Annotated in this window: 14 protein-coding genes; 11 read left to right on the top strand and 3 right to left on the bottom strand. The window is 42.7% G+C overall.

The genetic code is table 11. The features are described from left to right. Position 1 precedes the first annotated feature (1 nt). Complete coding sequence (locus AC0VX1_RS25505) at positions 2 to 1,432, bottom strand: O-antigen ligase family protein (protein WP_475469514.1); 1,431 nt, start codon at positions 1,430 to 1,432, stop codon at positions 2 to 4. 111 nt (positions 1,433 to 1,543) lie between these two features. Between AC0VX1_RS25505 and AC0VX1_RS25500 the strand changes: the two genes are divergently transcribed. The 3 genes from AC0VX1_RS25500 (at position 1,544) to AC0VX1_RS25490 (ending at position 4,547) form a co-directional block, all read left to right on the top strand. Continuing rightward, the gene (locus AC0VX1_RS25500; protein WP_413021540.1) at positions 1,544 to 2,287 is read left to right on the top strand and encodes a WecB/TagA/CpsF family glycosyltransferase; all 744 of its coding nucleotides are present in this window, start codon (positions 1,544 to 1,546) and stop codon (positions 2,285 to 2,287) included. A gap of 18 nt (positions 2,288 to 2,305) precedes the next feature. Continuing rightward, positions 2,306 to 3,409 (top strand): glycosyltransferase family 4 protein, encoded by a 1,104-nt coding sequence (locus AC0VX1_RS25495; protein WP_475469513.1) that lies wholly within the window; start codon positions 2,306 to 2,308, stop codon positions 3,407 to 3,409. A gap of 88 nt (positions 3,410 to 3,497) precedes the next feature. Beyond that, positions 3,498 to 4,547 carry a glycosyltransferase family 4 protein gene (locus AC0VX1_RS25490; protein WP_475471894.1) on the top strand — a complete coding sequence of 350 codons (1,050 nt, stop codon included), beginning with the start codon at positions 3,498 to 3,500 and terminating at the stop codon, positions 4,545 to 4,547. A gap of 185 nt (positions 4,548 to 4,732) precedes the next feature. Here AC0VX1_RS25490 and AC0VX1_RS25485 read toward each other — a convergent pair whose 3' ends face one another. Continuing rightward, complete coding sequence (locus AC0VX1_RS25485) at positions 4,733 to 5,755, bottom strand: LCP family protein (protein WP_413007870.1); 1,023 nt, start codon at positions 5,753 to 5,755, stop codon at positions 4,733 to 4,735. Between the two features lie 178 nt (positions 5,756 to 5,933). Next, the gene (locus tag AC0VX1_RS25480; protein ID WP_057278137.1) at positions 5,934 to 6,569 is read right to left on the bottom strand and encodes a YigZ family protein; all 636 of its coding nucleotides are present in this window, start codon (positions 6,567 to 6,569) and stop codon (positions 5,934 to 5,936) included. Between the two features lie 614 nt (positions 6,570 to 7,183). On the opposite strand from AC0VX1_RS25480, the gene AC0VX1_RS25475 reads away from it, so the two are divergent. The 8 genes from AC0VX1_RS25475 (at position 7,184) to AC0VX1_RS25440 (ending at position 13,859) form a co-directional block, all read left to right on the top strand. Beyond that, entirely contained in the window at positions 7,184 to 8,338 is a 1,155-nt protein-coding gene (locus tag AC0VX1_RS25475) for a sensor histidine kinase (protein WP_034315684.1), read from the top strand. A 33-nt stretch (positions 8,339 to 8,371) separates the two neighbouring features. Further along, positions 8,372 to 9,055: a response regulator gene (locus AC0VX1_RS25470; protein WP_048687855.1), complete on the top strand. Its 684-nt coding sequence runs from the start codon at positions 8,372 to 8,374 to the stop codon at positions 9,053 to 9,055. 186 nt (positions 9,056 to 9,241) lie between these two features. Then, positions 9,242 to 10,084 (top strand): DegV family protein, encoded by an 843-nt coding sequence (locus AC0VX1_RS25465; RefSeq protein WP_057278136.1) that lies wholly within the window; start codon positions 9,242 to 9,244, stop codon positions 10,082 to 10,084. 113 nt (positions 10,085 to 10,197) lie between these two features. Then, on the top strand, positions 10,198 to 11,598 hold the full coding sequence (locus AC0VX1_RS25460) for an ATP-dependent helicase ComFA (RefSeq protein WP_413021538.1): 1,401 nt from the start codon (positions 10,198 to 10,200) through the stop codon (positions 11,596 to 11,598). Beyond that, the gene (locus tag AC0VX1_RS25455) at positions 11,591 to 12,283 is read left to right on the top strand and encodes a ComF family protein (protein WP_413007874.1); all 693 of its coding nucleotides are present in this window, start codon (positions 11,591 to 11,593) and stop codon (positions 12,281 to 12,283) included. The genes AC0VX1_RS25460 and AC0VX1_RS25455 overlap by 8 nt, the downstream gene beginning before the upstream one ends. A gap of 99 nt (positions 12,284 to 12,382) precedes the next feature. Further along, complete coding sequence (locus AC0VX1_RS25450) at positions 12,383 to 12,790, top strand: TIGR03826 family flagellar region protein (protein ID WP_057278134.1); 408 nt, start codon at positions 12,383 to 12,385, stop codon at positions 12,788 to 12,790. 236 nt (positions 12,791 to 13,026) lie between these two features. Continuing rightward, complete coding sequence (gene flgM, locus AC0VX1_RS25445) at positions 13,027 to 13,290, top strand: flagellar biosynthesis anti-sigma factor FlgM (RefSeq protein WP_063595755.1); 264 nt, start codon at positions 13,027 to 13,029, stop codon at positions 13,288 to 13,290. Positions 13,291 to 13,370: 80 nt separating this feature from the next. After that, positions 13,371 to 13,859, top strand: a complete 489-nt coding sequence (locus AC0VX1_RS25440) for a flagellar protein FlgN (protein ID WP_475469512.1) — start codon at positions 13,371 to 13,373, stop codon at positions 13,857 to 13,859. The last annotated feature ends 4 nt before the right edge of the window (positions 13,860 to 13,863 follow it).

Here is a 13,863-nt window from a genome sequence, read left to right as displayed (position 1 = left end):
TTCAATCCTTTAAAATGATGTCCTTCCGTAAACAGAATCCCAAACAACTATAAAATATCAGCGTAAACGTTTTATCTTCGAGAATATTGTAGAAAAGTCCTGCTAGTAATGCGGCCAACATCAGGCAGATGTTGAACGCCGCGAATGTGCCTTTTCCCGACTTCAGGATTTGCCGGCAGGTGGAAAAGATGAATGCAAGAACTGCAAGGAAGCCCAGCACACCAGTTTGGACCAGAATCTGGATATATTGATTATCGGTATACATCCTTTCACCAATTTGGTACTCCTGATAGATTGGTGAGGAGAAGGAAAGTGTGGCAGAATCTCCGAAGGTTGCTAGCCCGGTGCCGATTATCGGGTGATCTTTGAAAATTTCAATTCCCTTGATTAGGACATATAACCGGCCCCATTCCGTACTTTGGTGCAGGGTCTTATCAGAGAACATTTCTGAAAATCGATTGGAGAGGGCATGTTCGTGTTCGGAAGAGGGGGTGCTGCCGATCACCACGTTTTCCATGGGAATCGATGCGGATACCTCCACTTTGCTTGATGCAAATAAAACTGGGTAATAAATAAGAAGCAGGCCGAGACAAAATGCTCCTACAGCATATTTGAGAAATGGTTTATTTCTAGTCCAAATTATAAAGACAAGCGCAGCGAACCCGAATGCGATCATCGTGCCCCGCGAATAGGTAAGCAGTAACGTTCCGGAAATCAGGATGGCTGCCAGAAAGACGATCCATTTATATTTTTTCAGCGACTGAAACAGAAAGAAACCAAGGAATAACTGGATGCTTAAGAATAAGGCAAATACATTAGGATTGGCTGGTGCTCCATATATCCTCATCCGATTTGTTGGAGAAAGATTCCATACTTCCCATGCGTGGGGAAGCAGGATGGTACGTGAAAAGATTTTCTCCACTATGCCATGCAGGCAAAGTAAGATAGTAAATATTAGGATTACCTTCAAAAAGCGAAAGATATCCTTTCTTTCTAGATTTAATTCACCGATAATGTAAAGAAGCAAGAATGTAATAAGTAATGCACGGAGTTCAAACAAGATGGGGAGGATTCCCACCCCGTTTATGAGTGCAGCACCGGCACCAATTAAACAAAACAACCAAAATGGCGCAGTGAAATGATATTTCGAAAATGGCCATTCGTTCTTTTTGAATTTTTCAATAAGCAAAGAAATGAATAAGGTGAGGATGATCAGGTCACCTGTATAAGTCAAGCCGCTATTCAGTTCCATCAATAGGGGACGGGCAGGGAAATAAATGAATAGAATTAATAACAGGTTTTTTTTATTTATACCTATAAAAACGAGCATCAACGCCGTTGCCATGTAACCGGCGATAGGGTGAGGCACTGCCGATGGGATGAGCAGGCACAGAAATAGAATGGGTAACGATTGTTTTTCTATAAACTTCAATTGATTAACCACCTTTGAATCAAAAATCATGTTCTATGATGTGTATGAAAAAAATTCTTGAATAATACCCCACCCTTTAGATGTATAGTACATATGAAAGGCTGAAGTGAAATGACAGAGAAGTTTGTTGAGATACTAACCATACCATTCATTGATAGCAATATGGATGAGTTCATGAATAGAATGATTTATCCGAGATTGATGAATCAGGAAAAAACGTTTGTCGTTACGGCAAATCCCGAAATAGTCGAGTATGCAAATGAACATAAGGACTATAAAGACATCATTATATCGGCTGATTACATCACTCCGGATGGCGTTGGTATTATTATGGCCTCTAAATGGCTAAATCAACCTTTACAAGAGCGGATTACAGGATTCGACTTGATGAATGAATTATTTCGGGTCGCTGATGAAAAAGCGTTGAAGGTATATATGCTTGGAGCGGAGGAAAACGTGATTGAAGCAGCGGCCCTGAAAGTGAAAGAATTATACCCGGGTCTCGAGTTGGTGGGATACAACCATGGTTACATCGATATCAAGGATGATGCCCTGCCGAAGTCGATAGCGGAACTTGAACCTGACATCATCTTGACTGCATTAGGGTTCCCCAGGCAGGAGAAATGGGTATCCAGACACTATGCGTTATTCAATAAAGGGTTATTCATGGGAGTAGGGGGAAGCTTTGATGTCCTTGCGGGAAAGGTGAACCGCGCCCCGGTTTTCTGGCAAAAAATGCGTCTTGAATGGTTGTACCGACTGATCCAGCAACCTTCACGGTGGAAACGGATGCTTGCGCTGCCAAGATTCGTATTAAAGGTTAGGCGGTTAAGGAAAACGGTGCAGCGTTCCTGAACATAAGGAGTGGACTGGATGAGAATCTTGCACTTAAACGCTGGGAATGAAACCGGCGGCGGTATGTTTCATATTATGTCCTTACTGAACCAATTGAATAAAGAGGAGTGTTTGCTTGGTGTATTTGAAAAAGGTGAACTATACCGGCGGGCCATGTCCTCCGGGATACAAACTGAACTTTTCAAGCAACATTCCAAATATGACCTTTCAATTTTGAAACCTTTAAGGGACTTTATCCGTCTAAATAATATAGACATCATCCATACACATGGTCCGCGGGCGAATATATATGGTGCTTTTATAAAGCGCCTCATTAAATGCCCATGGCTCCTTACTGTTCACAGTTCGCCTCATCATGATTTTTTAGGGCAGGGTGTAAAAGGGAAATTGTTTACGGGCCTTCATGTAAGGTCATTCCAATATGCCGATCATATACTGGCGGTTTCCGACCGCTTTAAGCAGGACTTGATTGACCAAGGAATCCATTCGACCAAAATAACAAAGATCCTGAACGGAATTGACTTTGAAAAGGAACTGCCTTTCCCGTTTCAAAGAGAAGATTTCGGGTTCGGGAAAGATGACTTCATCATCATCATGCCTGCAAGGCTTGAACCGGTGAAAGGTCATGAATTTGCTTTAGCGGCATTAAGTGAAGTGATATCGGAATTCCCCCATGTGAAGCTGTTACTTGCAGGGGACGGAAGCAGGAGAACCGCTCTGGAAGAGATGGTCTCGGAAAAGGGATTATCCGATCATGTGTACTTTTTAGGGTATCGTGAAGATTTAGATCGAATCTACCCGTTGGGGGACATCACATTATTGACTTCCTTAAGCGAAAGTTTTCCACTCGTTTTACTTGAAGGAGCAAGATCCGGTCTTCCGGCAATCACTAGTGATGTCGGCGGTGTACAGGAATTGATTCCCGATCGGAGCAAGGGTTGGATAACGGATATCGGCAATGTCGAACAGCTGAAACTGGCCATCTGCAATGCTTTAGAATTAAAAAAATCCGGGAACCTGACAAAGATAGGGGCGGATTTACAAAAATTTGCAAAAAACAACTTTTCTATAGAGATTTTAGCCAATAACGTATATAATGTTTATTTGAGGATGAAAAATTAAAATAAGCATTTATATATAGGTTTTCTTATAGATCGTTACGGGTATTAGATTTTTAGTTGAATTGAGGTGGTTTTTGATGTCGTTCCTGATGTTAATAGGGGCCTTGTTGGTATCCTTTTTATTATCCATTTTTTTGACTCCTTTTGTCGGAAAGCTGGCCTTTAAATTAGGAGCTACCGATAAACCGAATGAGCGAAAAGTGCATAGTAAAGTTATGCCGCGCATGGGCGGTTTAGCTATATTTTTGAGTTTTTTCATTACCTTCTTGCTTTTCATGGATGATTTTGGGGAGCAGCTGCCCCTTCTGGTGGGAGCCCTTGTCATCATATTGATCGGGATGGCTGATGATATTTTTGAATTAAGAGCTGCACCCAAATTCCTGGGCCAGGTTTTGGCTGCCCTGATTATCGTATTATGGGGCGGTCTTGAAGTGGAATTCATCAACTTGCCGTTCTTTACCGATACACTTGAGTTTGGTGTTTTCAGTATACCGATCACCATTTTGTGGATCGTCAGCATCATTAATGCAATCAACCTAATAGATGGACTGGATGGTCTTGCAGGCGGTGTCTCGACGATCGCATTAGTGACAATCGCAACTATGGCCCTTATTAAAGGGGATCTATTTGTTGCCATGGTCGCATTGATCGTGATTGGAAGCACCCTTGGTTTCTTGAAATATAACTTCCATCCGGCAAAGATTTTCATGGGGGATACAGGTGCCTTATTCTTAGGTTACATCATTGCCGTTCTTTCCCTTCTAGGGTTTAAAAACGTAACGATGATTTCCTTGATCGTACCGATCATCATTTTGGGTGTTCCCATTTCGGATACATTTTTCGCGATTATCCGCAGGGTCGTCAATAAACAGCCGATCTCGGCTGCTGATAAATCACATTTACATCACTGTTTGATAAACTTGGGATTTACCCATAAGCAAACTGTCTTGCTCATTTATGCTTTAGCTGCTTGCTTTGGTTTAGCGGCCATAATCTTTTCATTTGCCACGATGTGGGGGGCTTTGATCCTTGTAACGGGACTTCTGCTGATCATAGAGATTTTCGTGGAGAAAATTGGCTTGGTCAATTCAAACTACCAGCCGTTGCTTAAGATGCTCAACTTTAAAAACAAGCCATGATCATTTAGGAATAGATTACTAGATTCGCTAGTTTTATTGGAAAGCCACCAATCGTTTGAAAGTAACGGTTGGTGGCTTTTTTTGTAATGCGTGCTTGATCTTATTAGGGCCATTCTTGCGGCAGTATGTGATTTCAAATGGAATGCATTAAAAACCCCCCACTCATGACGAGTGGGGGGTTCGCTTTATTCTTGTATTTGTGATTGAACTGCTTCAGTTTGATTGCCTTCAGCTGGTCCCAGGTTCAAGTGGGATTGAAGCAACAGCTTAGTGTTCGCTAATGATGTATCGTTCAGCTGATAATAATAGGTTCCGTTAATGGTAGAATCCTGACCTTCAAGTTTGATGGTTTCAAGATTGATGCCTTTATCGGTAGTCACATAATTTATGAAACCTCTCATTTGCGAGAATTTCAGGTTCGTTGTCATATTGTCGCCGACAGCTTCCATTACGTCTGTATATTTCGTCAGTGATCCAGCAGAGGTTGCTTTGGCAATGATGGCTTTCAGCACTTCCTGCTGACGCTCGCCGCGTTGGATATCACTGTCTTTTTTACGTGTCCGTGCAAATGCTAATGCTTCTTCCCCATCAACGGTCTGTAATCCTTCTTCGAGGTGGATGGCATTCTTTTTGTCATGTGAATCGATTTCATTCATTTCATAAGGGACGTCGACTTCGATGCCATCCAATGAATCTACGACATCGATGAAAGCATTGAAGTTCATGCGAACATAATAATCGACAGGGACATCGAGTAACTCCTCTACGGTGTCCATGGTTGCTTTCGGACCGCCGGCTGCATGGGCCGCGTTGATTTTCGTGGTTACGCCTTTAGCTGGCACGTAAACATATGAATCACGCGGAATGCTTAATAGCTTTATAGATTTTTGATCTTTATTGAATGTGGCCAGCATTAAAGCATCCGACCGGGAGTTTCCTTTTAAGTCACGGTCCTTGCTATCATCGATTCCTATGAAAAGGATCGAGAAATTATCTTCGAGCGGGTCGATCGCTGCATCCCGCTTTGCTGAAGCTTCCACAGGGTCATAGGAATCATTGAATACATTCTGGGCTTTCATATACAGGGTTGCAGCATACGTAGAAGCCCCCAGACCAAGTACCAGAAGGGGAACAAGCAATAACCAAAGCCTCTTTCGCCTTTTTTTCTTTGTTTTTTTAATTTTATAAACACGCCTAGTAGTAGACATCTTTTTCTTCTCCTTTTAAATAACGAACATCAGACATATATCGCTATTTTTCGAATCCTGCAGTTTATATTTCGTCATATATTACACCTAATTTTACAATGATTTAATAATTTCGTAAAATAAATATTTCTTTTCAATTATATTACAGCAAAAAAAAGGGAAAATATGCAGGAGTATATCAGGAGAATTCCTCTTCCAAATAAAGCATTTCTTCCTCGGTGATATGGCCCTGACCATTTGTCAGCTCTGTAATCCAAGCGATATATGTCTCTTTTTGTGTTTCCTCAACATATACAAGGATATTGACCTGATCAAGGTATTGAATTTCCTTTATTTGATAAATGGAAGAGCGCAATTCGTTTTCCAATTTTCCAAGCCAGGTATAGTCGACGGTTGTCGAAATGACCCGCATCAGTTTCCTAATGACGACACCAGTGGCATTTATCCCTTCTGAAGTCGCTTTGCTGTAAGCGCGAATGAGACCGCCAGCACCAAGTTTGATGCCGCCAAAATACCGAGTGACCACAACAGCTGTGTCTTTCAGTTCTTTCTTCTTAAGCACTTCTAGGATAGGGACGCCTGCCGTTCCGCTCGGTTCCCCATCGTCGAGGGCTTTTTGGATTTGATTTTGTTCCCCGATCATATAAGCTGAACAATTATGTGTAGCATCTTTGTGCTTTTTCTTGATTTCCTGGATAAAGGCCTGTGCGGCATCTTCGGTTTCGACCCGGGCGATGTGGGAAATAAAACGGGATTTTTCAATGACGATTTCATGTTCGCCGCGACCAGCCACCGTTAAATATTGAGTGAGCATATTATTCCACCTTCGTGCTTCCTATTAGTTGATTTATTATAAGGCTTTGCGGAAAAAGTGGCAATCACGATTCATTTACATACTGCATGTGTAAAGAAACTTTAATATAAGATAAAGATGTACGTGTTATAATTAATTTCATTGCCTGTTATTGTTATTAGCTGGTCATATATGCTTAAAAGAATAACATTATAGGAAAAACATGAGTTCTGTGCCATTATCCTGGCTTTACCTTAACGTGTCCTCTCATTTCAAGGATTTTGCCATTTAATAAATGCATCTGTTTCATATGATAATCAATGGAGCGGAATATCCCATTTGATTGAAAAGGATATTTTGCATTAGGATAATTGATATGGCTTTCGGCCTTTAATAGGCAGACTTAATGGCCGGATTATGAGATGTATAGTAGGTATGTACATTTTATGGAAATCAAAAAGGGAATTAACGTATTTTTAAACTTTTTTTGGTACAATATGTTCATGAAGGTTACTTCATACAAATGTTTCCTGAAATTTAACCATTCATGAAAAAGGGAAAGAACTTTTTTCCATATACATAGTCTTTAAGACAATAAATTGTTTAAGTCTTTTGATTTAAGTGGAGGGATCTTAATGTCCATAAAAAAGGTTGATGCTAAAGCATTGGACAAGATCTTAGAAACAATGGTGAGCACTGTTAGTGAAAGTAAGGATGAAGTCTTTGATATCGGCGAACAATGCCGAAAGGACTTCGAGACATTATCAAAAGAGCTTGATGATGTGAAAATCAGGGTTGCCATTGTGATAACCGACAGCGATGCACTGGATTCAAAAGCCAGGTTTGCTCGAAAAAGGCTTTCAGAAGTCAGTATGCACTTCAACCATTTTTCTGAAGAACAAGTGCGCGATGCTTATGAAAGGGCACATAAGCTGCAAGTCGATTTACAAATTAACCGGCAATTGGAGAAAGAGCTCCGTAATCGCCGGGATGAACTTGAGTTAAGGTTAAGGGGTTTGCAGCAGACGATCGATAAAGCGGTGCATCTCGTCTCGCAAATATCGGTGGTGCAGAATTATTTGACACAAGATCTTAAATTTGTGGGGGAAGCCCTTCAAGAAGCGAAACGCAAGCAGGACTTCGGACTGAAAATAATCGAAGCCCAGGAGCAGGAACGTAAAAAGCTCTCACGTGAAATCCATGACGGTCCGGCGCAAATGCTGGCAAACGTCATGATGCGCTCAGACCTGATAGAACGAGTGCAGCGGGAGAGAGGTCCTGATGAAGCGTTAGTGGAAATCCGCAGTTTAAAGGTCATGGTAAGGAATGCTTTATATGAAGTGCGAAGAATCATCTATGACCTTCGGCCTATGGCGCTTGATGATTTAGGACTTGTTCCTACCCTCAGAAAGTACCTGCAAACGACCGAAGACTATAATAATGGCGTGAATCTGAATTTCGTCAACCTTGGGCAGGTCAAAAGGCTCCCTTCCGATATGGAGGTCGCATTATTCAGGCTGGTTCAAGAGGCTGTACAAAATTCATTGAAGCACGCGGACCCAAAACAGATTCAAGTTAAACTGTCCATTTCCAAGGAGATGGTGACCGTCGTCGTCAAAGATGATGGAAAGGGGTTTGACTCTTCGATTCAAAAAGAAGGCTCATTTGGCTTGGTTGGAATGAGAGAAAGAGTCGAGCTGCTGGAAGGTGAAATGACTATCGATTCACAACCGGGAGCAGGCACTTTGGTATTTATCCAAATTCCCTACCATTTAAATAATAGAGAATAGACATATTAAATAGAAACTAGGAGGAAGAAGCCGTTGAAGACTAGTATCGTCATAATCGATGACCATCAGCTTTTCCGTGAAGGCGTAAAGCGCATATTAGATTTTGAATCATCCTTTGATGTTGTTGCCGAGGGTGATGACGGAAGCGAAGCTATGGATCTTGTTGAAACACATAAACCTGATGTTGTTATCATGGATATCAACATGCCGAACATGAATGGGGTCGAAGCTACAAAAATGCTCGTGAGCCGTTACCCTGAAACAAAAGTCATCATCCTTTCCATTCATGATGATGAAAACTACGTGCAGCACGCATTGAAAACAGGAGCACAAGGTTATCTGTTGAAAGAGATGGACGCAGACGCGTTGATCGATGCTGTGCGTGTAGTCGCTGAAGGCGGCTCATACCTTCATCCGAAGGTCACCCATAACTTAGTTAAAGAATATCGCCGTTTAGCAGCTGAAGAGGGTGCTGATCGTGATTCCGTACATACGATAGAAATCAGGAGGCCGCTTCACCTATTGACTCGACGTGAATGTGAAGTGCTTCAGCTTTTAGCTGACGGGAAAAGCAACCGGGCCATCGGCGAAACTCTATATATCAGTGAAAAAACAGTCAAGAACCATGTGAGTAACATTCTTCAGAAGATGAATGTGAATGACCGTACACAAGCGGTTGTCCTAGCTATTAAAAACGGCTGGGTAGAAGTGAAGTAATCAAAGCGTTCGATAAGTCCGGCCCTTCAGATTCCGCAATGCGTGCTGAAGGGCTGGATTTTTTTGTTTGATGTGATCATATTCAAATTTTTGGTAATTAAAAAGGCTATTTAATGCAAATAAAGGCATTTTCAGATAGAATGTTGAATATGGTACGAAGTAAATTTTTATAAGGATGGTACTAATATGAAAACCGCAGTCGTAACAGATAGCACTGCATATATACCAAAGGAAATGCGTGATCGTTTACATATACATATGATGCCGCTTAATGTCATTTTTTCCAATGAAGCTTACCGGGAGGAAATTGATATTACTGCGGATGAGTTTTATGAGGAAGTAAAGAGGCAGGAGAAATTGCCGACCACTTCACAACCTCCAATCGGGAAGTTTGTCGAGAAGTTCGAGGAACTGCAAAAAGAATATGATGATGTTATTTCCATTCATTTATCGAGCGGCATCAGCGGCACGTATCAAGGAGCGGCATCTGCAGGTGAAATGGTCGAGGGAATCAGGGTTCATGCGTTTGATTCGGAAATCAGCTGCATGGTACAGGGGTTTTACGTGATCGAGGCGGCAAAGATGGCACTTGATGGCAAAGGTGCAGAAGAAATCATGGCCAGGCTTGAAGAAATGAAACCATCGGTCAAGGCATACTTCATGGCAGATGACCTATCCCATCTCCAGCGCGGCGGCCGCTTAAGCAGTGCCCAAGCTTTGATCGGCAGTCTGCTTCAAGTGAAGCCGGTGCTCCATTTTGTTGATAAAGTCATCGTCCCATTCGAAAAAATCCGTACAAGGAAAAAAGCGATGAAACGGATTGCCGATTTACTTGGAGAAGAGGCGGCGAGCGGCGAGAAATATAAGGCCGTCATCATTCATGCAAAACGGGAAAGTGAAGCCAAAGACTGGAAAGCGGAACTTGAAGCACGGTTCCCGAATGTCGAATTCGACATCAGCTACTTCGGCCCAGTAATCGGAACGCATCTGGGCGAAGGCTCGATGGGGATGGGCTGGTATAAAATTTAAGCTTTGACGCCTTTACTAAGTGAAAGGCGTTTTTTTATGAACAAAAAGGAATCCGGGAGTTAAAAGCGAATGATAAGGGGGAGTGTAATTTATCAAGAAATGGAGGTTGCAGTTTGAAAAAAACGAGCATTTCCCCGCCTTATTCCCCTGAACTTCAGAACCATCTCACCGGAAAACATCTTTTGGCCTTCGAAATCCCCTTCTCCCAAGAAATCCTCACAGAGCACCTCAAGAATGGGTATGTCTCGGAAACTTGCGGCGTGCAATCCGGGAACGGCAGTTATCACTGTGTACGCTGCGGTAACAAAGATCAAACCTTGTTTTATACTTTCCCTTGCAAGATTTGCAATCAAGATTGCACTTATTGCCGCTCATGCATCATGATGGGACGGGTCAGTGAATGTGCAAAGCTTTATAGGTGGACCGGTCCCGGCATTCAATATACGATTCCTGACAATGTGATGAGGTGGATGGGCACCTTATCGGCAGGTCAACAGAATGCGTCCGACTGTGTCGTTGAAGCCGTAAACGGAAAAGATGAATTCCTAGTATGGGCTGTATGCGGGGCAGGGAAGACGGAGGTGTTATTTCCAGCGATTGAGGCAGCCTTGCTTGCCGGGAAACGGATTTGTTTGGCAACACCGCGTACCGATGTCGTTCTCGAACTCTCCCCAAGGTTAAAAAAAGCTTTTCCTGCCATTGAAGTCACTACCCTCCATGCCGGCAGTGAAGATCGACATGGTTTTTCGCCACTGACCGTTTCCACGACCCATCAGCTTTTCCGTTTTATTGAAGCTTTCGATGTCATCATCGTTGATGAAGTCGATGCGTTTCCCTACTCAATGGATGATTCGCTGCATTATGCGGTTAATAAGTCGAAAAAGGTATCCGCGGCAACCATCTACTTGACCGCCACACCTTCGAAGAGCATGCGGCGGCTATACCGAAGCGGCAAATTGAAAGCCTTCATAATCCCGGCCCGTTATCATCGCCAGCCAATCCCCGTTCCTGAAATGAAGTGGGGCGGCAATTGGCAAAAACTATTCCTTCAACAAAAGATTCCATCGAAAATCAACGCATGGGTAAGTGAGCGCCTTAACCAGAATATCCCCTTCCTATTGTTTTTTCCAAGCATCAGAGTGATGGAGCAAGTCCTTCCGCTGTTTCAAAGGCTGTCCCCTGAATTATCGATTGTCCACTCCCGGCACCCTGATCGAAAGGAAAAAGTAATGGCCTTAAGGAATGGACTCGTTCCGGGATTACTGACCACGACCATCCTGGAACGGGGCGTGACAATCGAGCGGTTGGACGTAGCCGTGATCGGTGCTGAACATGAAGTGTTTTCTGAAAGTGCTCTCGTTCAGATTGCCGGCAGGGTAGGGAGAAGCTTTGCGAATCCTTCCGGGACGGTCACCTTTTTCCATTACGGTAAAAGTGAAGCGATGGCCGAGGCGGTCCGCCATATACAGATGATGAATAAAAATGCCATGAAAAGGGGGCTGCTGGATGAATAGATGTCTAGTTTGTGATGAAGGAATGCGGCAAGCTTTGACATGGGGGAGCCTGCTTAAGCAGGCCGAGGCAAGGGCAATCTGTGAAGGATGTGAGGGGAAACTTAATAGGATAACCGGAGATACATGTACAATGTGCTCAAGGGAGCTGGGATGGGACAATATGACCGGTGACCTCTGTCCCGATTGTTCAAGATGGGAAAGGAATAGGGAATGGGGAGGCTATTTGTCGAAGAACATAGCGCTATTTCATTATAATGAATACTTAAAAGATCTGATTGCTAAATATAAGTACCGGGGTGATTATGCGTTAGCTGAGATTTTCGTCCCTTTTTTGAAAGAAAGGTTAAAGGAGGTGGAGTTTGACCTGGTAACCGCCATCCCGCTTAGCGATGAACGGCTTAAGGAGCGGGGGTTCAACCAGGGAAAGGCTTTGGCAGATCTAGTTGGACTTCATACGGTTGAGACCTTGACAAGAATCCATACCGAAAAACAATCAAAAAAATCTCGTAAAGAGAGAATGTCATTACCGCAGGTTTTTCAGGTCATGCAATCTGATATGCTGGAGCATAAATCCATTTTGATCATCGATGACATTTACACAACTGGCACAACTCTCAGGCATGCAGCAAAGGCATTGATAACGGCTGGGGCCAAAGAAGTATCATCGATCACCCTGGCTAGGTGAAAAAGCTTATTTTAATAAAACTTCCTAAAGTATCGCCGGGATTATTCGATATATACAGTACTGAAGAATAATCGCCGTGATGTTGAAGGAGGGGCCTCGATGGATGTATTCAACTGTCCAAACTGTAATTCGTTATTCGTTATGACGAAATTCCGTGATGTGTGCGATGCCTGTTATAAAGAAGAAGAAGCCCAATATGATAAAGTGTATGCATATATTCGCAAGAAAACAAATAGAACGGCGTCCATGATGCAGGTGGTTATGGAAACCGGCGTTGAAGAAAGGTTAATTATTAAATTTGTAAGAACCGGAAAGCTGAGAATTTCACAGTTTCCCAATCTCGGAATTCCTTGTGAAAAGTGCGGCGCCAACATCAAGAGCGGAAGGTTATGCGGCAAATGCACCAATTCGCTCGTTACGGATTTGCAGGCATTTGAAAATGAAGAAAAGCGCCTGACTGAAATTCAAGGAAATGATAAAAAAAATACGTACTACATGAAAGATTAGCAAAAAGGGTAATTCATTCATGGAAACATGATGCCGTTTTTGTTAGAATATTCGATATTGAGAACAATATTCGACAATGGGTGTCGAAGGAAAGATTACAGCAAACAATTAAAGAAATCAGTTCCTTGTCGATAATAAAGATAGGGAGAATAACACAGTCCAGAGCCATTTTCATGTGTTAAGGAATCGAAACATAATGGGATTTATAAAATCGACCGAAGGAGAGGATCTGGAATATGAAAATCAATAACGTCGGTATGACAGGTGTTAACCCTTATAATCTTCAAGCCAATAAAACGGGGAATATCAAGGAATCCAAGGTCAAATCCTCGGATAAAGTTGAAATTTCTTCAGCGGCAAAAGAAATGCAGCAATCATCTCCGATTCTTGCTGCAAGACAAGCAAAAGTGGATGAACTGAAAATCCAGGTTGAAAAAGGAAATTATAAATTGAATGCACAAGCAACGGCTAAGGGTCTCATTGATTTTTACCGGAAATGAATTTTCCAAGAAAAAGAAGCTTGAATGAAGTGGACGGAGCAAGTTTCCGTCCTTCATTTTTGAGCGGAGGAGGCAGCGAAATGACTGCACGGAACATCATCGGATCGCTTGAAAAAATGATCAAGCTTCATAAAAGCTTCAATCAATTGGCGATAAGAAAAACGGCCATTTTGAAAGCGAATGATACCGAGGCGATTACTGCCCTGCTGATTTCGGAACAAAAGCATATTAAAGCGATCAGCCAGACGGATAAGGAAAGAGAAAGGGCAGTCGAGGAATTTCTTGCAGCCAATGGAACGGCGGGACAGCCTGCCTCCATCCATACCGTGACGGAACTGACAGGACCAGAAGAAACGGAAGTCCTTGAAATGCTAAAAGCGGCATTGATCGATGAAGTGGGAAAGCTGAAGGAGCGGAACGGTTTAAATCAGCAACTGATCTATCAGTCCCTTCAATTCATCAATGTCTCTTTGGATATGCTGAAACCTCAACACCAGAACCTGAATTATGGGGATTCGGTTGGGAAAACGGCGAAAATAGGCATGGGAATGTTTGATTCCAAAGCATAAGAAG

The sequence above is a fragment of the Peribacillus sp. QJM3NY_7 genome, assembly GCF_056173225.1.
This window is presented reverse-complemented; position numbering and strand designations above follow the sequence as displayed.

Coding starts and splice junctions, on each gene's coding strand:
- AC0VX1_RS25500 (WP_413021540.1), top strand. CDS start 1,544: ATGACAGAGAAGTTTGTTGAGATACTAACCATACCATTCATTGATAGC.
- AC0VX1_RS25495 (WP_475469513.1), top strand. CDS start 2,306: ATGAGAATCTTGCACTTAAACGCTGGGAATGAAACCGGCGGCGGTATG.
- AC0VX1_RS25490 (WP_475471894.1), top strand. CDS start 3,498: ATGTTAATAGGGGCCTTGTTGGTATCCTTTTTATTATCCATTTTTTTG.
- AC0VX1_RS25485 (WP_413007870.1), bottom strand. CDS start 5,755: ATGTCTACTACTAGGCGTGTTTATAAAATTAAAAAAACAAAGAAAAAA.
- AC0VX1_RS25480 (WP_057278137.1), bottom strand. CDS start 6,569: ATGCTCACTCAATATTTAACGGTGGCTGGTCGCGGCGAACATGAAATC.
- AC0VX1_RS25475 (WP_034315684.1), top strand. CDS start 7,184: ATGTCCATAAAAAAGGTTGATGCTAAAGCATTGGACAAGATCTTAGAA.
- AC0VX1_RS25465 (WP_057278136.1), top strand. CDS start 9,242: ATGAAAACCGCAGTCGTAACAGATAGCACTGCATATATACCAAAGGAA.
- AC0VX1_RS25455 (WP_413007874.1), top strand. CDS start 11,591: ATGAATAGATGTCTAGTTTGTGATGAAGGAATGCGGCAAGCTTTGACA.
- AC0VX1_RS25450 (WP_057278134.1), top strand. CDS start 12,383: ATGGATGTATTCAACTGTCCAAACTGTAATTCGTTATTCGTTATGACG.
- flgM (WP_063595755.1), top strand. CDS start 13,027: ATGAAAATCAATAACGTCGGTATGACAGGTGTTAACCCTTATAATCTT.
- AC0VX1_RS25440 (WP_475469512.1), top strand. CDS start 13,371: ATGACTGCACGGAACATCATCGGATCGCTTGAAAAAATGATCAAGCTT.